This window comes from Labrenzia sp. VG12, assembly GCF_002237595.1.
Lineage (GTDB): Bacteria > Pseudomonadota > Alphaproteobacteria > Rhizobiales > Stappiaceae > Roseibium.
Window position 1 is genome coordinate 1,127,675 of record NZ_CP022529.1, and the last position, 23,650, is coordinate 1,151,324.

The 23,650-nt window shown below is 58.4% G+C and carries 22 protein-coding genes; 13 read left to right on the forward strand and 9 right to left on the reverse strand.

The window, feature by feature from the left end; genetic code table 11:
- Positions 1-156: 156 nt before the first annotated feature.
- Entirely contained in the window at positions 157-918 is a 762-nt protein-coding gene (locus CHH27_RS05135) for a PopZ family protein (protein ID WP_094070629.1), read from the forward strand.
- Between the two features lie 21 nt (positions 919-939).
- On the opposite strand, the gene CHH27_RS05140 is transcribed toward CHH27_RS05135, so the two are convergent.
- Positions 940-1,368 carry a DUF1284 domain-containing protein gene (locus CHH27_RS05140; protein ID WP_094070630.1) on the reverse strand — a complete coding sequence of 143 codons (429 nt, stop codon included), beginning with the start codon at positions 1,366-1,368 and terminating at the stop codon, positions 940-942.
- Between the two features lie 182 nt (positions 1,369-1,550).
- Here CHH27_RS05140 and CHH27_RS05145 point away from each other — a divergent pair, with 182 nt between their 5' ends.
- Entirely contained in the window at positions 1,551-4,481 is a 2,931-nt protein-coding gene (locus CHH27_RS05145) for a valine--tRNA ligase (RefSeq protein ID WP_094070631.1), read from the forward strand.
- A 113-nt stretch (positions 4,482-4,594) separates the two neighbouring features.
- Positions 4,595-5,140 carry a DUF2155 domain-containing protein gene (locus tag CHH27_RS05150; protein ID WP_094074532.1) on the forward strand — a complete coding sequence of 182 codons (546 nt, stop codon included), beginning with the start codon at positions 4,595-4,597 and terminating at the stop codon, positions 5,138-5,140.
- Between the two features lie 11 nt (positions 5,141-5,151).
- Here CHH27_RS05150 and CHH27_RS05155 read toward each other — a convergent pair whose 3' ends face one another.
- On the reverse strand, positions 5,152-5,637 hold the full coding sequence (locus CHH27_RS05155; protein WP_157738715.1) for a GNAT family N-acetyltransferase: 486 nt from the start codon (positions 5,635-5,637) through the stop codon (positions 5,152-5,154).
- 58 nt (positions 5,638-5,695) lie between these two features.
- On the reverse strand, positions 5,696-6,364 hold the full coding sequence (locus CHH27_RS05160) for an alpha/beta hydrolase (protein WP_094070633.1): 669 nt from the start codon (positions 6,362-6,364) through the stop codon (positions 5,696-5,698).
- A 308-nt stretch (positions 6,365-6,672) separates the two neighbouring features.
- Between CHH27_RS05160 and CHH27_RS05165 the strand changes: the two genes are divergently transcribed.
- The 9 genes from CHH27_RS05165 (at position 6,673) to tenA (ending at position 14,777) form a co-directional block, all read left to right on the forward strand.
- Entirely contained in the window at positions 6,673-7,842 is a 1,170-nt protein-coding gene (locus tag CHH27_RS05165) for a cysteine desulfurase family protein (protein WP_094070634.1), read from the forward strand.
- Positions 7,843-7,951: 109 nt separating this feature from the next.
- The gene (gene sufB, locus CHH27_RS05170) at positions 7,952-9,424 is read left to right on the forward strand and encodes a Fe-S cluster assembly protein SufB (protein ID WP_094070635.1); all 1,473 of its coding nucleotides are present in this window, start codon (positions 7,952-7,954) and stop codon (positions 9,422-9,424) included.
- A 4-nt stretch (positions 9,425-9,428) separates the two neighbouring features.
- Positions 9,429-9,788 carry a hypothetical protein gene (locus CHH27_RS05175; protein ID WP_094070636.1) on the forward strand — a complete coding sequence of 120 codons (360 nt, stop codon included), beginning with the start codon at positions 9,429-9,431 and terminating at the stop codon, positions 9,786-9,788.
- Between the two features lie 56 nt (positions 9,789-9,844).
- Positions 9,845-10,600 (forward strand): Fe-S cluster assembly ATPase SufC, encoded by a 756-nt coding sequence (gene sufC / locus CHH27_RS05180; protein ID WP_094070637.1) that lies wholly within the window; start codon positions 9,845-9,847, stop codon positions 10,598-10,600.
- Positions 10,601-10,613: 13 nt separating this feature from the next.
- Positions 10,614-11,933, forward strand: coding sequence for a SufD family Fe-S cluster assembly protein (locus CHH27_RS05185; RefSeq protein ID WP_094070638.1), 1,320 nt, complete (start codon positions 10,614-10,616; stop codon positions 11,931-11,933).
- Between the two features lie 30 nt (positions 11,934-11,963).
- Positions 11,964-13,220: a cysteine desulfurase gene (locus CHH27_RS05190; RefSeq protein WP_094070639.1), complete on the forward strand. Its 1,257-nt coding sequence runs from the start codon at positions 11,964-11,966 to the stop codon at positions 13,218-13,220.
- Positions 13,221-13,231: 11 nt separating this feature from the next.
- Positions 13,232-13,627 carry an SUF system Fe-S cluster assembly protein gene (locus CHH27_RS05195; RefSeq protein ID WP_094070640.1) on the forward strand — a complete coding sequence of 132 codons (396 nt, stop codon included), beginning with the start codon at positions 13,232-13,234 and terminating at the stop codon, positions 13,625-13,627.
- Positions 13,628-13,698: 71 nt separating this feature from the next.
- Entirely contained in the window at positions 13,699-14,076 is a 378-nt protein-coding gene (sufA, locus tag CHH27_RS05200; RefSeq protein ID WP_094070641.1) for a Fe-S cluster assembly scaffold SufA, read from the forward strand.
- A gap of 38 nt (positions 14,077-14,114) precedes the next feature.
- The gene (tenA, locus tag CHH27_RS05205; protein WP_094070642.1) at positions 14,115-14,777 is read left to right on the forward strand and encodes a thiaminase II; all 663 of its coding nucleotides are present in this window, start codon (positions 14,115-14,117) and stop codon (positions 14,775-14,777) included.
- 52 nt (positions 14,778-14,829) lie between these two features.
- Here tenA and CHH27_RS05210 read toward each other — a convergent pair whose 3' ends face one another.
- From CHH27_RS05210 to parE, 4 genes are all read right to left on the reverse strand, one after another.
- A complete protein-coding gene (locus CHH27_RS05210; protein WP_094070643.1) occupies positions 14,830-15,891 on the reverse strand; it encodes a GGDEF domain-containing protein in 1,062 nt (353 codons plus the stop codon).
- 123 nt (positions 15,892-16,014) lie between these two features.
- The gene (locus tag CHH27_RS05215) at positions 16,015-17,460 is read right to left on the reverse strand and encodes a DEAD/DEAH box helicase (protein WP_094074533.1); all 1,446 of its coding nucleotides are present in this window, start codon (positions 17,458-17,460) and stop codon (positions 16,015-16,017) included.
- 306 nt (positions 17,461-17,766) lie between these two features.
- Positions 17,767-18,498 carry a sulfotransferase family 2 domain-containing protein gene (locus CHH27_RS05220; protein WP_094070644.1) on the reverse strand — a complete coding sequence of 244 codons (732 nt, stop codon included), beginning with the start codon at positions 18,496-18,498 and terminating at the stop codon, positions 17,767-17,769.
- A gap of 97 nt (positions 18,499-18,595) precedes the next feature.
- A complete protein-coding gene (gene parE, locus CHH27_RS05225) occupies positions 18,596-20,644 on the reverse strand; it encodes a DNA topoisomerase IV subunit B (protein WP_094070645.1) in 2,049 nt (682 codons plus the stop codon).
- Positions 20,645-21,255: 611 nt separating this feature from the next.
- Here parE and CHH27_RS05230 point away from each other — a divergent pair.
- Positions 21,256-22,095, forward strand: a complete 840-nt coding sequence (locus CHH27_RS05230) for a tetratricopeptide repeat protein (RefSeq protein ID WP_208988581.1) — start codon at positions 21,256-21,258, stop codon at positions 22,093-22,095.
- Positions 22,096-22,274: 179 nt separating this feature from the next.
- On the opposite strand, the gene CHH27_RS05235 is transcribed toward CHH27_RS05230, so the two are convergent.
- Both CHH27_RS05235 and xth read right to left on the reverse strand, forming a co-directional pair.
- Positions 22,275-22,607, reverse strand: coding sequence for a hypothetical protein (locus tag CHH27_RS05235; RefSeq protein ID WP_094070647.1), 333 nt, complete (start codon positions 22,605-22,607; stop codon positions 22,275-22,277).
- A gap of 257 nt (positions 22,608-22,864) precedes the next feature.
- Positions 22,865-23,647: an exodeoxyribonuclease III gene (gene xth / locus CHH27_RS05240; protein WP_094070648.1), complete on the reverse strand. Its 783-nt coding sequence runs from the start codon at positions 23,645-23,647 to the stop codon at positions 22,865-22,867.
- Positions 23,648-23,650: the final 3 nt, after the last annotated feature.

Consider the following 23,650-nt stretch of genomic DNA (forward strand, 5'->3'; position numbering starts at 1 on the left):
CTTCTAACGCGGTAAAATCCGACTTAAGAGGGGAAAAGACGTTGGTAAGGAGCGCGCTTGCTTTGCGCCTTTCCTGCGCACCCGCATAATTTCGGTTAACGAATCATTCAGAGTGAACCGCGTGTTCCTTTGCGTAGCCGAAGTACGGGGGTAGTCATGGCACAGGCGAAAAAGGCTGAAGAGCCGTCGATGGAGGAAATCCTCGCATCGATCCGCCGAATCATATCCGATGAGGACTCCCAGGGCGATGATGCCGCGGATGCCAGCGCGGAAGAACCAGCAGACACACCATTAGAAGAAGAGGCGGCGGACGATATGGGCGATGCCTCCGAAATGTCCCAGGACGATCTCGACAAGCTGTTCGATATGGCCGGCGATGACGAGGACGTGGCAACGGATGAAGACGACGGTGCGGATGACATGGCGGCAGCCATGGCCGCCGATGCCGAGGAAGACGAGACAGACGACGTTCTGGAGTTGACCGAGGAACTTGCGGTCGAAGACGACGGCATGGAAATGGTCGAGGGCATGAGCGATGACCTCGATGGCGACGGGGGCGATCTGTCCTTCGCCGAACCGCCGGCGCCAGATCCTGAGCCAATGCCGGAGATCGGGGCTGAACCTGACTCTGAGCCAGAGCTCGAAATGGCCTCCATGATGGCGGCGATGCCGATCCCCGACGATCTGCCGGACATGACACCTGAAACACCGCTGACATCTCCGGAAACGGGACAGGCAGTGCATGCTGCGCTCGACAATTTCACCGACATGTTCATCGGAACTCAGGCCCAGACCGTGGAAGAGCTGGTACGCGACATGTTGCGGCCAATGCTGAAGGCCTGGCTCGACAAGAACCTGCCGCCGATGGTGGAGGAGATGGTCAAACGTGAGGTGCAGCGGGTCATTCGTCGTCGCTGATCGACACCTAGGTCGTTGAAATCAAGCAGGGGGTGCCAGCCGGCATCCCCTGAATTTGTTTTCAGCAATGCGCGAACAAAGCTCATGCCATTCGCATCCGGTGCATGCGGACCGGATGTGCCCGGCGGCAAAAGCCTCCCGAAGGTTTTGGATTTGCCCCACTGCCAGTGTGAAGCTGGTCCCGAATGTCAGATCGGTTCCAAGCGCTTTGCCGATCTGCCTGGCAGCGTCAGCGTCACGGGCGAGGACGCTGTCGTTGTTGCAATGACAATCGGGCTCGCTCAGCATCGGCTGGCAGATGTCGTCCGGGCCCCCAACCAGGACAATATCCTCGCCGGCGTTCAGTCTGTCGACAATCAGGCTGTAACCGGCCACGAAATCCGGCGTGTAGCCCTTGCCGAGATAGGTCAGCATGCAAAGCAGATGGTGCGGACGGATCGAAACGGTCATGAAACGCTTATGGCAGCAATTGCCGCAGAACCCAAGTCTCCCCGGTCCGGATGTGTTTTCCCGGCGACAGCAGTTTGAAAGGGCGCAACTTCGCCGTTTTTGCCGGTTGACTTGCGCTGGCCTATCCGATTTACACGGTGCTTCACGCAAATCGACATACTTCCTCCCATTGAGTGACCCAAATGCTGGAAAAGACCTACGATGCGGCCAGCGTTGAGCCGCGGATTTACGAAACCTGGGAAAAGGCGGAGGCCTTCAAGGCCGGAGCAGGCGCCAAGGACGGCGCGCCAACCTTTTCAATCGTGATTCCGCCTCCCAACGTAAATGGCTCCCTGCATATGGGGCATGCGCTCAACAACACGCTTCAGGACATCCTGATCCGCTGGAAACGGATGCAGGGGTTTGACACGCTCTGGCAGCCGGGCACGGACCATGCCGGCATCGCTCTTCAAATTGCCGTTGAGCGGCAGATGGCCGAACGCCAGGAGCCGAACCGCCGCGAGATCGGCCGAGAGGCCTTCGTCAAACGCGCCTGGACCTACAAGGGAGAGGTCGGCAGCGCGATCATCAATCAGCTGAAGCGGATTGGAGCCTCCTGCGACTGGTCGCGCGAGCGCTTTACGATGGACGAGGGACTTTCAGAAGCTGTTCTGAAGGTCTTTGTCGAGCTTTACGACCAGGGGCTGATCTACAAGTCGAAGCGGCTCGTCAACTGGGATCCGAAAATGGAAACCGCCATTTCGGACCTGGAGGTCGAGAACATCGAATCCGACGGCCACATGTGGCACTTCCGCTACCCGCTGGCCGGCGGCGAGACTTATGAATATGTCGAGAAGGACGAGGACGGCAACGTCACGCTTCGCGAAACGCGGGATTACATCTCGATCGCCACGACCCGCCCGGAAACCATGCTGGGCGACGGTGCTGTCGCGGTGCATCCGGATGATGAGCGTTACAGGCCCATCGTCGGCAAGCTCTGCGAAATCCCGGTCGGGCCGAAAGAGCAACGCCGTCTGATCCCGATCATCACCGATGAGTACCCGGATCCGGAGTTCGGTTCGGGTGCGGTGAAGATCACCGGTGCGCACGACTTCAACGACTATGGCGTTGCACAGCGCAACAAGATCCCGATGTACCGCCTGATGAACACCAAGGGCGCGATGCGCTCGGACGGCGCGCCTTACGTGGAAGAAGCTGCCAAGGCGCAGGCGATCATTGACGGCGCCGAGATGACCCTCAACGAGGTCGATCTCATCAATATCGTTCCCGACGACCTGCGCGGTCTCGACAGGTTCGAGGCACGCCAGCGCGTCATCGAGCAGATCACCGCGGAAGGACTGGCCGTCATGGTGCCCAGCGACCACCCGCAGGTCAGCTGGATGAAAGGCCAGGCGCCTGGCTGGAATGCGCAGGGACGGGCGGTTCTGCGTCCGCTTGGCGAAGACGACGAGGCGCCGGCCGAACTGCCACTGGTCGAATCCAAGAAGATCATGCAGCCCTTCGGTGACCGGTCCAAGGTTATCATTGAGCCGATGCTGACCGACCAGTGGTTTGTCGACGCCAAGACACTGGCGGGACCGGCCCTGAAAGCGGTTCAGGACGGGGACACCAAATTCGTTCCGGAAAACTGGGACAAGACCTACTACAACTGGCTGAACGACATTCAGCCCTGGTGCATTTCGCGCCAACTGTGGTGGGGACACCAGATCCCGGTCTGGTATGACGAGGACGGCAACGAATATTGTGCGCATGACGAGGAAGAAGCGATCGCAAAGGCTGGCGGCAAGGCGCTGACCCGTGATCCAGACGTCCTCGACACCTGGTTCTCGTCCGCGCTCTGGCCGTTTTCGACACTCGGCTGGCCCGACCGGACACCGGAGCTGGAACGCTACTACAAGACCGACGTGTTGATCACCGGCTTCGACATCATCTTCTTCTGGGTCGCCCGGATGATGATGCAGGGCCTTCATTTCATGGACGAAGTGCCGTTCCACACGGTCTATATCAATTCGACCGTCGTCGACAAAAACGGGAAGAAGATGTCGAAATCGATCGGCAACGTTCTCGACCCGCTGGAGTTGATCGACGGCTATGGCGCCGATGCCACCCGGTTTGCCCTGGCAAGCCAGGAGGTTCAGTCGCGCCGTACCTTGCGCATGTCGGATCAGGCGGCAGAAGGTGGACAGCGCTTTGCCACGAAGCTCTGGAACGCGGCCCGTTTTGCCGAGATGAACGGCTGCGCGCGCGTTACCGGTTTCGATCCGGCAAGCGCCAGGCTGACGCTCAACCGCTGGATCGCAACGGAAATGGGCCGCTGCATCACGGACGTGACGGCAGCGCTCGATGACTTGCGCTTCAACGACGCGTCCGGCGCGATCTATCGCTTCACCTGGAACACGTTCTGTGACTGGTTCCTGGAGCTTGCCAAGCCGATCTTCAACGGTGATGACGAAGCCGCAAAGGCGGAAACCCGCGCCACCGCGGCCTGGGCCATCGACGAGATCCTGAAGGTCCTGCATCCGTTCATGCCGTTCCTGACCGAGGAACTCTGGGCGCGCCTTGGCGAGGAAGGAACCAAGGCGGACGGCCTGTTGATCCTGGCCTCCTGGCCAACGCAAGGGGTTGTGGATGAAGACGCAGCCGCCGAAATCAACTGGCTTGTCGACCTGATTTCGGAGATCCGCTCCGTCCGGGCCGAAATGAACGTGCCGGCAGGTGCCAAGGTCGCGATTGCAGTCACCGGAGCCAGCGAGGAGACCAGGGCGCGTTTGAAAACCCACGAGTCGGCGATCCTGCGACTGGCCCGCGCGGAAAATGTCGCGGTCGTGGAGGCCGCGCCGGCCGGATCCGCACAGATCATTGTCGGTGAAGCCACGATTTGCCTGCCGCTTGCCGGCATCATCGATCTCAGTGCCGAAACAGCACGACTTGCCAAGGAAGCTGCGAAGCTGGAAGGCGAGATCTCCAAGATCGAGAAGAAGCTGTCCAACCCGAAATTCCTGGACAAGGCACCGGAAGAGATCGTGGACGGCGAACGGGAGAAGGTCGCTCTCGGCAAGGAAAAGCTGGAAAAAGTTCAGATTGCGCAAAAGCGCCTGGCTGAGATCGGCTAATTTGAGGATCGCGGCCCCGGAAAGCTGTGTTGTCTTTCCGGGGCCGCAATTCGGTGCTAGCGCCGCCCTGACGAACACGTATGCTTGGCACCTGGGGAATCATTTTGACGTTGATGGCTGACTTGTTTGAAACAATGAAAGCGGCGAGACGCGCCGGCGCGCTTATTGGCATTGCCGCATTTTCGGCAATGACGCCGTCGGTTGCCCAGGCGGAGAAAATCGAAAACCCCGTTGCCGTCTTCTCCGGTCTCGACAAGATCACCGGTCGGATCATTTCCTTTGACGTCTATATCGGCGAAACCGTGCAGTTCGGCGCGCTTCAGGTGACGCCGCGCGTCTGTCACACGCGGCCACAAACGGAATCTCCTTTGACCACCGGCTTTGTCCAGGTCGATGAGATCACGCTCAACAATGAAGTCCGCCGGATCTTTTCCGGCTGGATGTATGCTGCCAGTCCGGGCCTTCATGCGGTCGAGCATCCCGTCTATGACATCTGGCTGACCAACTGCAAGCTGGCCTCCAAGGTGCCGCCGCCGGAAGACTATGATGGTCCGCCGATCAAGGGGCTCGTTGCCGAGGGGGAAGACCCGCTGGCCGGGCCGGACGATGGTGTTGACGGCGGTCCGGGTGTTCCGCGCCCGAAGCCGTTCCAGGGCTAAGTCACTTCTGTCTAATTGCCGGATTTGCGTGCCGGAACGCCTGCGGCCCGGATCTCGAAGCCCGTCTTGGTGGTCTGAAACCCAAGGCCTTCGTAAAAGCGATGGGCGTCCCGATTGGTGGCTCCTGACATCAACATGACCTTGAAGCACCCCAACTCAAAGGCCTTTTTGATCGCTGCCTGCATCAGGCAATGACCGATGCCGAGACCGCGATGTTTCGCGCGGGTGACCACGTTTTCAATGAGTGCATAGGGTGCGCATCCGCGCGTGAGGTTCGGAACAACTACCAGCGTGCAGGTTGCGACAGGCGTACAGTCTCGTTCCGCAACAAGGATTGTCAGGCCCGGCTGCTGCAACATGTCCGCAAAGGTCTGACGTTGCAGCGCGTCCGTTGCCGGCAGATCCTCCGAATTCAGCTCATGGTAAAGCGCACAAAGGGCGTCAAAGTCACCCTTTGTTGCCGATCGGACATGAATGTTGTCTGGCGGCTTCTGCACGGCCCGGGCCCTTGAAACAAAAAAGCCCGCCGGGGGCGGGCTTTCGGGATCCCATGGATCAGTCGATATCGACATAATCGGCTGGTGTCAGTCCAAGCCGTCCGTCAACATACGTTCCGCAGCGGTCGATCAGGTCGTCCATGTCATTTTCAAAGAAATGATTGGCGCCGGGAATGGTCTCGTGGTCGATCACGATACCTTTCTGGGTTTTCAGTTTGTCGACCAGGGTCTGCACGTCTTTTTGCGGCACGACCTTGTCGTTGTCGCCGTGAACGATCAGACCGGAAGACGGGCAGGGGGCCAGGAACGAGAAATCATGCAGGTTGGCGGGAGGGGCGACAGAGATGAAGCCTTCCACTTCCGGACGGCGCATCAGGAGCTGCATGCCGATCCAGGCACCGAAGGAAAAGCCGGCGATCCAGCAGGCGCGCGCATCCGTGTGAACGGTCTGCACCCAGTCAAGGGCGGCCGCTGCATCGGACAGTTCACCCTGGCCGTGATCGAAGGTGCCCTGAGATCGCCCGACCCCGCGGAAGTTGAAGCGCAGCACGGCAAAGCCGCGCCGGGCGAACATGTAATACATCTGATAAACGATCTGGTTGTTCATCGTGCCGCCGAACTGCGGATGCAGATGCAAAACCAGGGCAATGGGCGCATTGCGCTTCTTGGCGGGATGGAACCGGCCCTCGAGCCGGCCGGCGGGACCGTTGAAGATCACCTCAGGCATGAAGAACTAAGTCCTTGTCATAGTGTCGCGCAGGGAATCCCGGCGAAGGAAATTAGGGCTCTGGATACGTGATTTCCCGTAAGTCTAAACTTGACTCTTAAGCTCCAAGTTTCTAGAACCCTGTTTAGAATTATTCGAAAGTTCGCACCGCCCTCCAGAGGAAGCCCTGAGACAGCAATGCTCGGTTCGACCGATTGGGGGGAGTTATCGTCATCACAGCGGAAAATATCAAGGTTTTTCGCAGATGTGTTTGTTCGATAAGCGGAATTTCGATTCTTGCCAGTGTTGATCAACGTCCAAGAGGTGGCATGCCGCGCGCGTCTGACCCGATCTATCTCGACCACAATGCCGGTGCACCACTGCGTCCGGCCGTGCGCGAGTGCATGATCGAAGTGCTGATGGATGCGGGAAATGCTTCTTCCGTGCATGGTCACGGCCGCAAGGCACGTGGCCGGATCGAGCGTGCACGTGAACAGGTCGCGCAGCTCTGCAGCGTCAAGACCCGCGCAGTCACATTCGTGTCGGGTGGTACAGAGGCCAACATGACGGCGCTGTCGCCGTCCTGGCAGGACCAGGGCGCGCCGGTCTATCTCGACAAGCTGTTCCGGAGCGCGGTTGAGCACCCGTCTGTCGTGACAGGGGGACGCTTTGCGGTGGCTGACCAGGTTGTGGTGCCGGTTGATGCGGCAGGCCTTGTGCGTCTCGATGCCCTGGAAGACCTCGTCAAGGATGCGGAGCCGGGCTTGATCTCGGTGATGGCCGCCAACAACGAGACGGGCGCAATTCAGCCCCTGGTCCGGATCGGAGAGATCGCTGCAGCTCATGGCCATTTCTTTCACGTCGACGCGGTCCAGGCCGCCGGGCGCATGCCGATCGATCCCGACGCCTGGAAGGCGGACGTCGTGACCCTGTCCGCCCACAAGTTCGGTGGCCCGCAAGGCATCGGCGCCGTTGTCGTGCGGTCAACTGCCCGGGTGCCGTCACCACTGATGGTCGGCGGTGGACAGGAGAACTGGCGTCGCGGCGGAACTGAAAACGTCGCGGCGATTGCAGGGTTTGGTGTCGCGGCAATGGAAGCTCTTGCAGATCTGGAACATATGGGCCAGCTGGCAGAGCTGAAAGCCAGGCTCGAAGCGGGTCTGCGGTCCGTTTGTCCGGCAACGGTCATCTTCGGTGAAGATGCTGACCGGCTCGCCAACACGAGCTGTTTTGCCGTTCCCGGTATTCCGGCGGAAACAGCACTGATCGCTTTTGACCTGGAGCGCGTATCCGTTTCATCGGGGTCGGCCTGTTCGTCCGGCAAGGTGTCGGTGTCCCATGTCCTGACCGCCATGGGTGTTGACGAGACGCTCGCCAGATGTGCGTTGCGGGTCAGCATGGGCTGGAACACGACGGCGGAAGACATTGACCGGTTTCTCGGCCTTTGGCCGAAGATCGTGGATCGGCTTAACCCGGAGGCGCGCCACCAGGCGGCCTGACCGGAAACGAAATTCTGCGGCATGACCGCAAGACGTCGCAATGGGGAGATTGCTCCCCGCAGATTGACTGGAAGAGCAGGCCGGGCGCCTGCTGAATGGAGGCAAAAAGATGCCAGCTGTACAGGAAACCATCGATCAGGTGAAAGCCATCGATGTCGACCAGTATAAATACGGTTTTGTCACGGATATCGAGTCGGAGAAGGGCGCAAAGGGCCTTTCGGAAGACACGATCCGGTTTTTGTCGGCCAAGAAGAACGAGCCGGAATGGATGACCGAGTGGCGTCTCGACGCCCTGCGTCGTTTCCAGCAGATGGAAGAGCCGAGCTGGGCACGTGTTTCCTATCCGAAGATCGACTTCGACGACCTCTATTACTGGGCTGCACCCAAATCCGTTGAAGGTCCGAAGAGCCTGGACGAAGTCGATCCGGAGCTGCTGGCGACTTACGAGAAGCTTGGCATCCCGCTGGCCGAACAGGAAATTCTCGCCGGTGTCGAGCCAAAGAACCGCGTCGCCGTCGATGCGGTGTTCGACAGCGTGTCTGTTGTCACCACCTTCAAGGAAGAGCTGAAGAAGGCCGGCGTCATCTTCTGTTCGATCTCCGAAGCTGTCCGTGAATATCCGGACCTGGTGAAGAAATACCTGGGCTCGGTCGTTCCTGTCACCGACAACTATTATGCAACGCTCAACTCGGCCGTTTTCTCCGACGGGTCCTTTGTCTACATTCCGGAAGGCGTTCGCTGCCCGATGGAGCTGTCGACCTATTTCCGGATCAACGAACAGAACACCGGTCAGTTCGAGCGAACCCTGATCATTGCCGACAAGGGCTCTTACGTCTCCTACCTGGAAGGCTGCACCGCGCCGCAGCGCGACGAGAACCAGCTGCATGCTGCCGTCGTCGAACTGGTTGCGCTGGACGATGCGGAGATCAAGTACTCCACCGTCCAGAACTGGTTCCCGGGCGACAAGGACGGCAAGGGCGGGATCTACAACTTCGTCACCAAGCGTGGAGACTGCCGCGGCAGGAACTCCAAGATCTCCTGGACACAGGTGGAGACCGGCTCTGCGATTACCTGGAAATATCCGTCCTGCGTCCTGCGCGGCGATAATTCCCGCGGGGAGTTCTATTCGATCGCGGTGTCCAACGGTTACCAGCAGATCGACAGCGGAACCAAGATGATCCATCTGGGCAAGAACACGTCCAGCCGCGTGATCTCCAAGGGCATTTCTGCAGGCAAGTCGGAAAACACCTATCGCGGTCTGATCACCGCCCACCGCAAGGCGTCGAATGCACGCAATTTTACCCAGTGCGATTCGCTGCTGATCGGCCAGGAATGTGGTGCCCACACGGTGCCCTACATCGAAAGCAAGAACGCGTCGGCCCAGTTCGAGCACGAGGCGACCACCTCGAAGATCTCTGACGACCAGATGTTCTACTGCCTGCAGCGCGGCCTGTCGGAAGAAGAAGCCGTGGCGCTGATCGTCAACGGTTTCGTCAAGGACGTTATCCAGCAGTTGCCGATGGAGTTTGCCGTTGAAGCGCAGAAGCTGATCTCGATCAGCCTCGAAGGCTCGGTAGGGTAAGCCGGTGGCAGAAACCGTGACGCTCTTCAGACCTGTCGGCCTGAATGAATTGAAGCTGATCGAAGACAGCGGCTGGAAAGCCTTCCCGCCGCGTCTGCCCGAGCAGCCGATCTTCTATCCCGTGACGAACGAGGCCTATGCCGCCCAGATCGCCCGGGACTGGAATACCAAACACGGCTCGAAACAGGGCTTTGTGACCAGGTTCGATGTGGAGGCAGATTATGTCTCCAGGTTCGAGCGAAAGATTGTCGGCGGGCGCCAGCATGAAGAGCTCTGGGTGCCAGCCGAAGAACTCGAAGAATTCAACACAAGGATCGTTGGCCCGATCACCGTGACCCAGCGGTTCGTGCCGGCGGAAAGCTGACCTCTGAACCAGTTAGCGCAGCAATGGCTGCAGCGATGAAACAGACGAGTAGAAAAATGCTTGAGATCAAGAACCTGCATGCCCGCATCGCGGACGACGAAACGGAAATCCTGCGCGGCGTCAACCTGACCATCAATGCCGGCGAAGTCCACGCCATCATGGGCCCGAACGGTTCCGGCAAATCCACGCTGTCCTATATCCTGGCCGGCAAGGACGACTATGAGATCACCGAGGGCGAGGTGCTCTTCAACGGAGAGAACATGCTGGACATGGAACCGGACGAGCGCGCCGCTGCCGGCATGTTCCTGGCCTTCCAGTATCCTATCGAGATCCCGGGTGTCGCCACCATGGAATTCCTGAAGACGGCTATGAACGCGCAGCGCAAGGCGCGCGGCGAGGATACGCTCTCCATTCCGGACTTCATGAAACGCGTCAAGGCGGCTGCCAGCCACCTGAACGTCTCCATGGACATGCTCAAGCGTCCGCTCAATGTCGGGTTCTCCGGCGGTGAGAAGAAACGTGCCGAGATCCTGCAGATGTCGCTGCTCGAGCCGAAACTCTGCGTGCTCGACGAAACCGACTCCGGCCTCGACATTGACGCGCTGCGGATCGTGTCTGAAGGCGTCAACAAGCTGCGCGGACCGGACCGGGCGATGGTTGTGATCACCCACTATCAGCGTCTGCTCGATCACATTGTTCCGGACGTCGTGCATGTTCTGTCCAAGGGCCGGATCGTTAAGACCGGTGACAAGGACCTGGCGCTGGAGCTGGAAAAGAACGGTTACGCCGACTACATCGAAACGGCCGCCTGAGGAGCAACGCGACATGAACGCAAGCGTAGCGATCAAACATACGCAGGCTGAGAGCGATCTCCTGGAACGCTTTGACAGCGCCAAGGACGACCTGGCCGGCTCTGTTGCCGTTTCCGCCCTGCGCGAAGCCGCGCTCGGCCAGATCCGCGACCGCGGCCTGCCGCATCGGCGCGTCGAGGAATACAAGTATTCCGATTTGCGGGCCTTCCTGAAATCGGCGGCACCGCTTGCCGCCGAGGCCGATGCCGCAAGCGCCAGGTCCCTTCTGGACAGCCATGACAGTTACGGCGAGCTTGACCGGTTCCGGATCGTTGTCGCCAATGGCCGCTTCCTGACGGACCTTTCCGACACGGAAGCACTGGCGGCAGAAGGCGTGAGCCTGGTTGCCCTGACCGATGCTCTCGTGGAAGAGGGCGGCGCCCAGTTGCTGGCCTCGCCGAAGACTGGTCCGAATGACGGTGTCGTTGCCTTGAACACGGCGTTCGTTCAGGGCGGCGTTGTCATAAAGGTCGCGGCTGGTGCGGAAATCTCGAAGCCGGTCGAGCTGGTTCAGGTGGCAACCTCTGCCGGTGCACAGGTAACCCGCAACAGCGTCGCGCTTGGTGAAGGTGCCAGGATGCGGCTGCTGGAGACATTCGTCGGGGACACCGGGAACGGTGAACTCAATACCGTTCTGGAGTGCAATCTGGCTGACAGGTCCGCACTCGCGTCCACTCGCCTGATCGTGGGCGGTGTTGACACGGCACGCCTGTTCACGACGATTGCCACGCTCGGTGCGGAAACCGAGTTCAAGTCGCTCGGCTTCATTGCCGGTCCGCGCTTCACCCGCAATCAGCAGTTCATCAATTTCACCGATGAGAATTCGGAAGCCAAGATCTACGGCGTCACCATGGCAGGCGGGGACGCCCTCGCGGACCAGACACTGATCGTCGATCACGCTGTGCCACATTGTAACAGCCGTGAATTCTTCAAGACCGTGCTCGACGGCCGTGCGAAAGGCGTCTATCAGGGCCGCATCAATGTCGCCCCGCACGCTCAGAAGACGGATGGCGAGATGATGACCCAGGCTCTGCTTCTGTCCGAAGAGGCGGAGATGGCCAACAAGCCGGAACTGGAGATCTTTGCGGACGACGTGCTGTGCGCACACGGGGCGACCAGCGGTCAGATCGACGAGGATCTGCTGTTCTACCTGCGCGCCCGCGGCATTCCGGAAGACGAAGCCAAGACCCTTCTGGTTCTGGCCTTCCTGTCCGAAGCGATCGAGGAATATGGCGAGGACGATGTAACCGAAGGCCTGGAAGCGCGTGTGCGCGACTGGCTTGCCGGTCACTAGGTCCCGCACATTTATGAGGAGCAGCGCCGCATGACGGTCGCCACCGCAGAACAGACCACCGGCACGGCCGGCTATGATGTCGAGGCAATTCGACGGGATTTTCCGATCCTGTCGCGTGAGGTCTATGGCAAACCGCTGGTTTATCTGGACAACGGTGCGTCCGCCCAGAAGCCGAAGGCGGTGATCGATGCGGTGACAAAGGCCTATTCGGAAGAATATGCCAACGTCCATCGTGGCCTGCACTATCTCTCCAACACGGCGACGGACAACTACGAAGCCGCGCGCGAAAAGGTGCGCCGCTTCCTCAACGCCAAGTCGGTCGATGACATTGTCTTCACCAAATCGACCACGGAAGCCATCAATCTGGTCTCCTACGGCCTTGGACCGGACTTCTTCGCCGACGGTGGCGAGATCGTGCTGTCCATCATGGAGCACCATTCCAACATCGTGCCCTGGCACTTTCATCGCGAGCGCCATGGCGCACAGTTGAAATGGGTTTATGTGCGCGAAGACGGATCGTTTGATCTGGACGCCTTCGAGGCAGCTCTCAGCGACAAGACCAGGCTGGTCGCGATCACACACATGTCGAACGTGCTCGGCACGGTGGTGCCGGTGAAAGAGATTTGCCGGATCGCCCATGAACGCGGCATCCAGGTTCTGATCGATGGCAGCCAGGCGGCCGTTCACCTGCCGGTGGATGTCCAGGACATTGATTGCGACTATTATGTCTTCACAGGACACAAGGTCTACGGCCCGTCCGGCATCGGCGTTCTCTGGGGTAAACCGGAGCGGCTGAAAGCGCTGCGCCCGTTCAACGGCGGCGGCGAGATGATCCTCGATGTGACCGAGGATGTTGTCACCTACAACGATCCTCCGCATCGCTTTGAAGCCGGTACGCCGCCGATTGTCCAGGCCATCGGTCTGGGCGCTGCGCTCGATTACATGGATGCGATCGGCCGGGAGAACATTGCCCGCCACGAGGCGGAACTGAAAGACTACGCGCACCAGAAGCTGCGCGAGATCAATTCGCTTCGGATCTTCGGCGATGCACCGGACAAGGGTGCAATTGTCTCCTTCGAGCTGGAAGGGGCTCACGCCCACGATGTTGCTACGATCATCGACAGGGCAGGGGTCGCAGTCCGCGCTGGTACCCATTGTGCGCAGCCGCTCTTGGCAAGATACGGTGTGACCTCTACATGTCGGGCAAGTTTCGGGCTTTACAACACGCGTGCCGAAGTGGACGCTTTGTATGAAGCCTTGTTGAAAGCACAGAGCTTTTTCGGGTAAGGACGGACCCTATGGAAAACGCTACCACAATTGACACCGCCGCCGACGGCGAAGAGCTTCAGGCAGAGGTTTCGGCGAAAAGCGCCATTCCCGCTGACGAACTGGATCGGCTGACGACCGATATTGTCGGTGCGCTGAAGACGGTCTATGACCCGGAAATTCCCTGCGACATCTATGAGCTCGGCCTGATCTACAAGGTCGATATCGACGACGACCGCTCGATCAACATCGACATGACCCTGACGGCTCCCGGATGTCCGGTTGCCGGTGAGATGCCGGGATGGGTCGAGAACGCTGTCGCATCTGTGGCCGGCGTCGGTCCTGTCAATGTCGACATGGTCTTTGATCCACCCTGGACGCCGGACCGGATGTCGGACGAGGCCAAGGTTGCGCTCAACTGGTATTGAGCAAAAGGGCTTTTTTCCGATAAGCTGACCACCTATATCAGGTTTGGTACCCGGAACTGATTGAGGACTGCATGGCTTCCGCCGGAAAATTTCAGGTCGTGACCCTGACAGACGCAGCCGCCGAGCGCGTAAAGGACCTTGTCGATAACTCCGACAAGAACGCCATAGGCTTGCGAGTCGGTATCAAGAAGGGCGGTTGCGCCGGCATGGAATACACCATGGACCTGGTTGAAGAGGCCAAGGCGGGTGATGACGTGATCGAGGACAAGGGTGCCAAGCTCTTTGTCGATCCGTCCGCGGTGCTGTTCCTGCTCGGTACGGAGATGGACTTTGAAGTCACCAAGTTCCGGTCCGGATTCGTGTTCAAGAACCCCAACGAAGTCTCTGCTTGCGGCTGTGGCGAATCTGTTTCGCTTCAGGCAGCCGACCTGAAAACGCTGGCGCGCTGACAGGTGCGTCTGGTCCCCTGCTGAAATCGAGTGCTTTCATGACCTTGTTTGCCCGGCTGAAAGCCGACGCAGCCCCCCAGTGGGCTGACTACACCTGCCATGACTTCGTCGGTCAATTGGCAAGCGGCAGCCTGCCGCTGGAGAGTTTCAGGCACTACCTGGTGCAGGACTACCTGTTCCTGATCCAGTTTGCGCGCGCATATGCGCTCGGCGTCTACAAAAGCCAAAGCGTCGCCGACATGCGTCAGTCGCTGGAAGGTGTAAAGGCCATTCTGGATGTCGAACTCGATCTGCACTTGGAACTCTGTGGCACCTGGGGGATGGACCGGTCGGCCATCGAGACTGCTCCGGAAGACACGCCGACAATGGCCTATACCCGCTTCGTCCTTGATGCCGGAATGGCCGGGGACCTCCTGGACCTGCAAGCCGCGTTGGCACCTTGCGTGATCGGTTATGCGGAGATCGGCGCGCGTCTTGCCGGCGAGGGCAAGGATGATGATTCGAACCCTTACCAACGATGGATCCGGGAATATGCCGGAGAGGCCTATCAGGGGCTCGCGAAAGACTTTATCGCCTGGATGGATGCAACGGCAGACCAGGTGATGACCGAACAGCGATATCCGCGTGTTCTGTCCCTGTTTGAAAAAGCCTGCCGGCTGGAAAGCGATTTCTGGCAGATGGGCCTGAACGCAAAAAGCTGAGCCGTCGGCTGCCGGGGCTCAGATCAAACTGCTGAATTGCTCTCAGATTGTCCTAGGCGACGTCTTCCTGATCTTGCGAATCAGCCAAGTCCTGCTCGGTCCTGACAAGGTTTCTGCCGTCGTTCTTGGCCAGATAAAGGGCTTCATCGGCACGAGATACGATCGTGTGGGCCGTATCCATCTTCTTGAAGGTTGCAACGCCAACTGAAATCGTCACCCTGCCGAGATTCTCTCCGGTCGATCGTTTGACGAGTTCCTTGGACATCACTGCATTGCGAATGTTCTCACTGATAGCGGAGGCTTCTTCAAGTCCGATATGCGGGAGGATGATCGCGAATTCTTCGCCTCCATATCGGCAGGCAATGTCCTGTGCCTTGATGTTCTGTTTGACCGCCAGAGCGACAAGGCGGAGGACCTGATCTCCTGTCTGGTGACCATAGGTGTCGTTGAAATTCTTGAAATGATCGATGTCCGTCATCAACAGCGAGAAGCCGCGGCCACTTTCAATGGAGTGGTCGATAACGCGTTCGATCGAATTCTCGAAATGCTTGCGGTTGTTGAGCGTCGTCAGCTCGTCTGTGAGGCTCTCGTACCGGATCGCTTCCAGCGAAGACTGCAGATTTTCAATGTGCTTCTTGGATTCAAGCAACTGGCTTTCAAGCTTCCGATTTGAAGCAACCGCATTCTGTGTCGACTTGACCAGATGGGTCACATACATCTGCAGCTTCTGAGGATCTTCGACAGATTTGATTTTTTCGCCGGCCTGCTCGAGCGCCGTTCCGTAATCGGATGTCACATCTGCGCTCAGTTTGAGCGTGTCCACGAGCTCCTCGACTTCTTTCGACACTTTCGTGCCGACTTCGTCAAGTCGGTCTCCAAGCCGTGTCGGCGAGAGAAAACGCCCGTAGAGCGTCAGCATTTCGTCGGTACTGATTCTGCCCTGGGTTTTGATTGTCTCGTTGACGGCCCGGTTCAGACCCTGATTGTAGCCGGCCGCATAGGTGTACCAGAGTTCGTAGGAACGCGGGTAAGCGGGCAGTGTGTTTTTCTTGATGTAAGTGATCGCGGATTCTCCATACTGGATCGTCCGCTTGTGGTCATCTTCATCCGACATCAGGGTTCTCTCAACATTGTCCTGCGAGTCCGCCCCACACGGCCGCAAGATCTAGTACTAAAACTCTGATGGAAGGCTTAAAGAGCCGTTAAATCGGCGCCGAAAGCTTGAGTCAACGCGAAGTTATGAAGCCTTTTTGGGCCGGGGTTCGCGTAGAAGGAAAGCTGGAATGTGAACACCCGCACTGAATGCAGGTTCCATTTTGTCGCTGCGGGGCTTTTTCCCGCCTGATCTTTGCGGAAGTTTTGAAACTGAACTCGTCGGCGTCACGGCTTCAGACTGCTCCTCTTTGACTTTCCTGGATTCATCGCGGGACTTCTGCGATCGGCGGCGGCCGCCGTTGTCTGCCTGTTCGGCATCGTTGTCATTGCTTGAACGTGCAGATTTGGTCGACTTGCCGGCCTTTCTGCGCGCCTTGCGTTCCTGAGCAGCAGCCTCGAAGTCGATCGCCTCACCGGTCCAGTCGATCTTCTTGTTGATCAGGGCCTCGATCTCGTCGAGATATTTCTGGTCTTCACCCGTGACGAGCGTGTAGGCCGTGCCGGTGCGGCCGGCGCGGCCGGTCCGGCCGATTCGGTGCACATAGTCTTCGGCATTGCTCGGAACGTCATAGTTGAAGACGTGACTGACTTCTGGAATGTCGAGACCGCGCGCCGCCACGTCACTTGCCACCAGAAGCTTGATGTTGCCCTTGCGGAAATTGTCCAGCATCATCATGCGGGTGCGCTGGTCCATGTCACCGTGCAAGGCGCCGACATTGTATTCATGGCGTTCGAGGGACCGGAACAGTGTCGAAACGTCACGCTTGCGGTTGCAAAAGACGATCGCGTTGTTGAGATCTTCGGCTTCTTCCAGAAGCTCACGAAGGGCTGCACGCTTTTCGTAGTCCTTGGACGGAGACGACTTCAGGAACTGGGAGACGTTGTCAGCAGTCGAAGACGTTGGTGCAACTTCGATCCGTGCCGGGTTCTGCAGGAAGGTCTCCGTCAGTCTCTGGATTTCCGGCGGCATCGTCGCGGAGAAGAACAGTGTCTGCCGTGTAAAGGGGATCAGTTTGCAGATCCGCTCGATGTCCGGAATGAAGCCCATGTCCAGCATGCGATCAGCTTCGTCAATGACCAGGATCTCAACACCCTGAAGCAGAAGCTTGCCGCGCTCGAAATGATCCAGAAGCCGACCCGGAGTTGCGATGAGAACATCCGTGCCTCTGTCGAGCTTCTTGTCCTGGTCAGCAAAGGAGACGCCACCGATCAGGAGCGCGACGTTGAGCTTGTGATTGGTGCCGTATTTTTCGAAATTCTCTTCAACCTGGGCAGCCAGCTCGCGGGTTGGCTCGAGGATGAGCGTTCGCGGCATGCGGGCGCGCGCGCGTCCCTTCTCCAGCAGCGTCAGCATCGGCAAAGTGAAACTGGCGGTTTTACCGGTTCCCGTCTGAGCGATGCCGAGAATGTCGCGGCGCTCCAGCACCTGGGGGATCGCACCCGCCTGGATTGCTGTGGGTTCTTTATAACCTGCTGCTTCAACTGCAGCGAGGACCTTCTCGCTAAGACCGAGAGTATCAAATGCCATGGAGCGCGTTGCCCGGATGTTGAGATTGTTCTTCTTCGGCACCAGGGGAACCGCCGGCGCCAATGTGCGCTCACACTACATTCATGCGCTCAAGTGTCAATGCGTTGGAGTGGTAAAATGGCAAGAAATTCGAGTATTTCCGCGGATGATCTGACATCGCAGTTAATAGTGCGCTCTGCGAGCTTTATGAAGTTTGAGTGAAATTTCTGATCAGGTGTTGATTTTATGCATTCAAGACCTGACCGCGCCTCAAAAATCTGGAACGACCGGCGCCCCGGAAGCGGTGCCAGCAACTCAGTGATGACTTCAGGCGATCAGTGCGTCTTGAGAGCTGAGCAGCAAATAGTCCGAGCGATACCGTCTTTTCAGCTTCTGCATCAGCGCAGCTTCGCTGAACGCACGCAAGGTCGATTGAGAGACGAAACTCGACAGGCGATAAGGGGCCACCGACAACGCGCGGCTTTTCAGCCTGCTCTCGGCAAAGAAGCGGTTCAGAGACTGTTCAAAGTCCTCGAGTGGCAGCACGACATCTGCTGCAAGCGTTCCTTTGTAGGTCAGGAAAGCCGTCTGACTGCGAAACAGGTTATCGGCCTCAAGATCCGAAATGCCCGAAACCTGGCTTACGAACTCATCTGGCGTCATGGACGTCGCAAAATGCCGTTCCCGGTAGTAGGACGGCATAGGATCGGAATTGAGAATGATCTTCTCATAACAATAGGCAAGTCGGTGCAGCGGATCCTGAACCCAGGCCAGTATCTTCATGTCCGGATGGCGACGCTTGAGTTCTCTGGCTGTCAGAAGTTCAACGTCGCCGTGGAAGAGCAGCCGCTCCGATCCGGAAGGCGCTTCGGTTTCCGGACTGTTTGCCGGCAGCAGATCTTCCGTGCCCGCGAGCCTGTGCAACACCGGGCGCAGGATCTGAAAAGCCGGTTCGGTTATGCGGGCGTAGGCGATGTTGTGCTTGGGAAATGCCAAAAAGACATAATTGCGCAGCGGACGAATGCGCTTATCGAAAATGGAATAAACCCGGTTTAACATGGTACTTTTCCGACCGGACACGTTGCTGAAACTGAACTAAAGACGCGTTTGGTGCCCCCAAGCACCGGAACTTCTGACAAAATACTCAATCTCTCGATCAAATATCAAGGTCTTCTGCAAACTCGGCGTTTTCCTGAATGAAACGGAAGCGCGCTTCAGGCTTGTTGCCCATGAGACGCTCAACGGTGTCGTTGGTTTCTGCAACAGCTTCTTCCTCCACGTGAACCTTCAACATTGACCTTTTGGCCGGGTCCATCGTGGTTTCCTTGAGCTGAGCCGGCAGCATCTCGCCAAGACCCTTGAAGCGACCGATTTCCACCTTTGATCTGCCCTTGAACACGGTCTGGAGCAGTTCGTCCTTATGGGCGTCGTCGCGGGCGTAGAGGGTCTTGCCGCCCTGGCTCAGGCGATAGAGCGGCGGAACAGCCAGAAAGAGATGGCCTGTCCGGATCAGCTCCGGCATCTCGCGATAGAAGAAGGTGATCAGCAACGAGGCAATATGGGCGCCATCGACGTCGGCATCGGTCATGATGACGATTTTTTCGTAGCGCAGATCACTTTCCTTGTAGTTGGAGCGCGTGCCGCAACCCAGAGCCTGGCTTAAGTCGGCAAGCTGCTGGTTGGCGACGAGTTTGTCGCGTCCGGCATTGGCCACGTTCAGGATCTTGCCGCGCAGAGGGAGGACAGCCTGATTTGATCGGTTGCGGGCTTGTTTGGCGGAGCCACCAGCCGAGTCACCCTCAACGATAAACAGTTCGGTTCCGTCTGCCTGATTGGCGGAGCAATCCGCCAGCTTGCCGGGCAGGCGCAATTTGCGCACGGCGGTCTTGCGGGCGACGTCCTTTTCCTGACGGCGGCGCAGCCGTTCATCCGCCCGGTCGATCACCCATTCCAGAAGCTTGTTGGCCTGGTTCGGCGACGCCGTGAGCCAGTGATCAAAGGCGTCCCGAACCGCTGCTTCCGTGATGCGGGTTGCCTCATTGGTCGCCAGTTTGTCCTTGGTCTGACCGACAAACTCCGGCTCGCGGATAAAGACCGAAAGCATGCCGCCGGCAGATGTCATGACATCATCGCCGGTGATGATGGAGGCTTTCTTGTTGTTGGTGAGTTCCCCGTAAGCCTTCAGGCCACGCAAGAGCGCATAGCGGAAGCCGGCTTCGTGCGTGCCGCCTTCCGGTGTCGGGACCGTATTGCAGTAGGAATTGACGAACCCATCGCCTGCAAACCAGCTTACGGCCCATTCGACAGAGCCGTGTTTGCCGGCATTGTCTGTGCGGCCCGAGAACACTTCGTCGACAACGCGGCGCTCCTTGTTCAACCGCTCGCCCAGAAAATCCCTGAGACCGCCCGGAAAGTGAAACACGGCTTCTGCCGGCGTTTCGTCTTTTTCAGAAATGAGGCCTGGTGCACAGTGCCAGCGGATTTCGACGCCGCCAAACAGATAGGCTTTCGACCGCGCCATTTTCAGAAGCCGGGCAGGCTTGAAATGGGCACCCTTGCCGAAAATCTGCTGATCGGGCTTGAAGCGAACCTGTGTCCCGCGGCGGTTCTGTGTGTCTCCAACGAGTTCGAGCCCGCCTTGCGGATGTCCGCGCCGGAACACCTGGCGATAGAGCTTGCGGCTGCGCGCCACCTCAACGACCAGTTCTTCGGACAGGGCGTTGACAACGGAAACGCCGACGCCATGAAGACCGCCCGATGTCTCGTAGACCTTGCTGTCGAACTTTCCGCCCGCATGCAGCGTGGTCATGATGACTTCAAGCGCGGACTTGTCCTTGAATTTGGGATGCGGGTCGACCGGAATGCCTCGGCCATTGTCGGTTATCGTCAGGTAGCCGTCTTCGGACAGGGCTACGTCGATCCAGGTGGCGTGACCGGCCACTGCCTCGTCCATCGAATTGTCGATCACTTCGGCAAAGAGGTGGTGCAGGGCCTTTTCGTCGGTGCCGCCGATATACATGCCGGGGCGCCGCCGGACCGGCTCAAGCCCTTCCAGAACCTCGATGTCGGCGGCGGAATAGTCTTCAGGCACGGCCGTCACCGGAGCGAGTTGCGGCGACTTTTGCGGCTTGGGCGCGGGTTGCTCATCTGAAAGGGGAGCGGAAACCGCCGCATTGCCAGCAAATAGATCGTCTTTTGCACTCATTCCGTATCGCCTGATGGGTGTGTAATCGCAGGAACCTGTTCTTCAACGCCGTTACCTACACCGAATCACAGTCCAGTTTGAAGGACAAAGATAGAACAGCAAACGCTTTTGGCCAAAAGCCCCCGTTTTCAACAGGCTTGCACGGCTAAATGGTGGTCTGGCAACACATCATCAACCCACCTGTGGTGTCATGCTCGGGTTCGGTCAGGGCCTGAGGGGTGTCGGAATTGTGCTAATTCAGCAACACATGCTGACAGACTCGCGTGTCGCAGGGGTGATTGCAGGCTCTTGCCCATGTTCGGCCATGTTTCAGGGACACCCGTTGAGTTATCGTTTGAGAACGCTTGTTGTCAGTAGGTCCGGTGTGATCGCTCAAGAACAACAAGAGAACCTGGAATTGGTCTTAATTGAGCGCAATCTGGCCCCACTTAAGACCAAATGATCGGGCAGATTGTTACTCAACGGAAAGAGCTCACATCCTGCGATATTTGTCGCGTTGGTGTGACGGAACAACGAATGCGCTTCGCGCGGATAAAATCAAGAGTGTCCGTCGGGGGACCCTGGTGTCGCCGACGGATAATTGTGTGACTGGGATGCAAAAGAACAGCACAATGTTTCAACGCATGACAAAGGCCGGAACTGTGCTCGGCGCGTTGATAGTTATGGGACTGGCAGGAAACGCCCTGGCGTTTGACGGCCAGCCAACCGCACCGAACCGGTCGATCGGTCCTGAAGACCTGTCGCCGACAGAGGCCTTGCGTGCTGGTGCGCGCTATTACTACTCCGGTGACAAGGCAGCAGCCCTGAATTCTTTGCAATATGCCGCTGAAAACGGTCAGCCTATGGCTGCCTGGAAACTCGGTGAGATGTACGCAAAGGGCGATGGGGTCCCGGAAGACGACCTCAAGGCCTTCGAATATTACAGTCAGATCGTGCGTGAACACGGTGAGGACCGGCCGGACGCACCCGATGCACCCTTTGTGTCCAGTGCCTTTGTCGCGCTCGGCTCCTACTACCTGCAGGGCATAGACGGCGCCGTGCCGAAAAACGAAGCGCGGGCCCGTCAGGTGTTCACCCATGCCGCTTCCTACTTCGGGGATGCAGAAGCCCAATACGAACTTGGACGCATGTATCAGGACAACAATCACCGCATGGCGGTGCGCTGGTACAATCTAGCCGCTCTGAAGGGACATATCGGAGCACAGGCCCGGCTTGGTGAAACCCTCTATGCGCTGGGGTCCTCGGACAAGAAGAAGGCACGCGGTCTGATGTGGATGACCGTTGCCCGGCAGCAGGCCGAAGGTCAGGACGCCTCGTGGATCAATGCCATGCATGAGCAGTATTTTGCCGTGTCTCCGGAGCCGGTTCGCCAGATGGCGCGTTCCCTGGCAGATGGCTGGCTGCAACAGAACAGGCCTGACGTGCTGACCGCACAGGTGCCGTCCCAGTAAATTCAAAGGAACGCTTCCCTAGGCAAACGGCACGAGCAGGGACACGCTCGGTCGTTGGCGCTTGGAGTGCGGGTGTCTGTCTTTTTTGCTGGGGTGGTGACCCGGGATCTGGGTAATGGGGCGCAAGGCCATGCCTGGCAAGGCTCGATGGCCCTTTGTGGCTGCACTCTGTCGCCAGGTCAGGAAGGTCGCGAAAGGTCTCTGTGAGATAGCCGCGGCTTTAGCTGCTCTTCGCCGTTCCATTCTGTATCAGGCAGAACGCGCTCCTGCTCCCACAAGGTAAGCGGGCAGGGGGCGTTGCTGAATTTCCAGGATGTGTTGTTCAGCACCATGGCGCAGGTCGCCATACGCATGCCGTTGGAGCCTTTCAGGCAAATGGATTCGCCGATGCCGTAGTCCTGGCCCTGATAGCGGCAGGTGCAGGAAACATTCTGTGCCGTGGCGGCAACAGTGCCGATCAGGAGCCAAACGCCGGAAAGCAGCAGAAGAGCCAGGGCTTTTGCACGAAGCATAGGTGTGGGCGCACATCCTGAATGTGCAGCCAGCCGGTGTCCGCATGTTGCGCGCGCGGACGTGATGCGCCGTTGCGTTATCCCATGACCTGGAAAGCTTACCATGACGGCAAGCAACCGCAAGTCTGGCTGGGGATATCGCCTTCCAAAGCGCTCTTCAGAAACATCAACCCCGGAAAAACGGGGTGTCGCCGAAACTGCCGCCCCAGCACCGGTTTTAATAGCCGTGGCTGCCTAAATGGGAAATCCAGATTGGATCAGGCTGCGAGTTTCACCCAGACCGGCACATGGTCAGAGGGTTTTTCCCAGCCGCGCACATGCTTGTCGATGCCGACGCCCTGCATCAGATCGGTGGCCTGGGCCGACATCAGAATATGGTCGATGCGAATACCGTTGTTTTTTTGCCAGGCACCAGCCTGATAGTCCCAGAACGTGTAGGTTTCGGCAGCTTCCGTGGTCGCCCTGACCGCTTCGGTCATGCCCAGATGCGTCAAGGCCCGGAAGTTGCGGCGGCTTTCAGGCTGATAGAGTGCGTCATCCAGCCAGTTGTCCGGGTTTTTGGCGTCAATCGGGTCCGGGATGACATTGTAGTCGCCCAGAAGCAGGAACGGTGTTTCTTCCGCCAGGCGACGTTCGGCATGCGCAATCAGCCGCTCCATCCATTCCAGTTTGTACGGAAACTTTTCCGTCCCGAGCGGATTGCCGTTTGGAAGATACAGGCAACCGACACGCACGGCGCCGCGATCGGTCGAAACGCTGGCCTCGATGTACCGCGCCTGTTGGTCTTCATCGTTGCCCGGCAGCCCGCGCTGAACATCCTCCAACGGCTTCTTGGACAGGAGCGCAACACCGTTGAAACCCTTTTGGCCATGGGTTTCAACATTATAGCCGAGATCCTCGAACACCGACCTTGGAAAGTTCTCGTCTACGGATTTGATTTCCTGAAGACAGGCAAGATCCGGAGAGGCTTCCTTAAGCCACTCCTGAACCGTGTCGATCCGGGCCTTGACGCCGTTGATGTTCCAGGTCGCGATTTTCATGAC

Excerpts from the sequence above, each read along its gene's own strand:
- CHH27_RS05135 (WP_094070629.1), top strand. The coding sequence starts at position 157 with ATGGCACAGGCGAAAAAGGCTGAAGAGCCGTCGATGGAGGAAATCCTC.
- CHH27_RS05165 (WP_094070634.1), top strand. The coding sequence starts at position 6,673 with ATGCCGCGCGCGTCTGACCCGATCTATCTCGACCACAATGCCGGTGCA.
- CHH27_RS05140 (WP_094070630.1), bottom strand. The coding sequence starts at position 1,368 with ATGACCGTTTCGATCCGTCCGCACCATCTGCTTTGCATGCTGACCTAT.
- CHH27_RS05150 (WP_094074532.1), top strand. The coding sequence starts at position 4,595 with ATGGCTGACTTGTTTGAAACAATGAAAGCGGCGAGACGCGCCGGCGCG.
- CHH27_RS05190 (WP_094070639.1), top strand. The coding sequence starts at position 11,964 with ATGACGGTCGCCACCGCAGAACAGACCACCGGCACGGCCGGCTATGAT.
- parE (WP_094070645.1), bottom strand. The coding sequence starts at position 20,644 with ATGAGTGCAAAAGACGATCTATTTGCTGGCAATGCGGCGGTTTCCGCT.
- sufA (WP_094070641.1), top strand. The coding sequence starts at position 13,699 with ATGGCTTCCGCCGGAAAATTTCAGGTCGTGACCCTGACAGACGCAGCC.
- CHH27_RS05230 (WP_208988581.1), top strand. The coding sequence starts at position 21,256 with ATGTTTCAACGCATGACAAAGGCCGGAACTGTGCTCGGCGCGTTGATA.
- xth (WP_094070648.1), bottom strand. The coding sequence starts at position 23,647 with ATGAAAATCGCGACCTGGAACATCAACGGCGTCAAGGCCCGGATCGAC.
- sufB (WP_094070635.1), top strand. The coding sequence starts at position 7,952 with ATGCCAGCTGTACAGGAAACCATCGATCAGGTGAAAGCCATCGATGTC.
- CHH27_RS05160 (WP_094070633.1), bottom strand. The coding sequence starts at position 6,364 with ATGCCTGAGGTGATCTTCAACGGTCCCGCCGGCCGGCTCGAGGGCCGG.
- CHH27_RS05215 (WP_094074533.1), bottom strand. The coding sequence starts at position 17,460 with ATGGCATTTGATACTCTCGGTCTTAGCGAGAAGGTCCTCGCTGCAGTT.
- tenA (WP_094070642.1), top strand. The coding sequence starts at position 14,115 with ATGACCTTGTTTGCCCGGCTGAAAGCCGACGCAGCCCCCCAGTGGGCT.
- CHH27_RS05220 (WP_094070644.1), bottom strand. The coding sequence starts at position 18,498 with ATGTTAAACCGGGTTTATTCCATTTTCGATAAGCGCATTCGTCCGCTG.
- CHH27_RS05145 (WP_094070631.1), top strand. The coding sequence starts at position 1,551 with ATGCTGGAAAAGACCTACGATGCGGCCAGCGTTGAGCCGCGGATTTAC.
- CHH27_RS05185 (WP_094070638.1), top strand. The coding sequence starts at position 10,614 with ATGAACGCAAGCGTAGCGATCAAACATACGCAGGCTGAGAGCGATCTC.
- CHH27_RS05235 (WP_094070647.1), bottom strand. The coding sequence starts at position 22,607 with ATGCTTCGTGCAAAAGCCCTGGCTCTTCTGCTGCTTTCCGGCGTTTGG.
- sufC (WP_094070637.1), top strand. The coding sequence starts at position 9,845 with ATGCTTGAGATCAAGAACCTGCATGCCCGCATCGCGGACGACGAAACG.
- CHH27_RS05195 (WP_094070640.1), top strand. The coding sequence starts at position 13,232 with ATGGAAAACGCTACCACAATTGACACCGCCGCCGACGGCGAAGAGCTT.
- CHH27_RS05210 (WP_094070643.1), bottom strand. The coding sequence starts at position 15,891 with ATGTCGGATGAAGATGACCACAAGCGGACGATCCAGTATGGAGAATCC.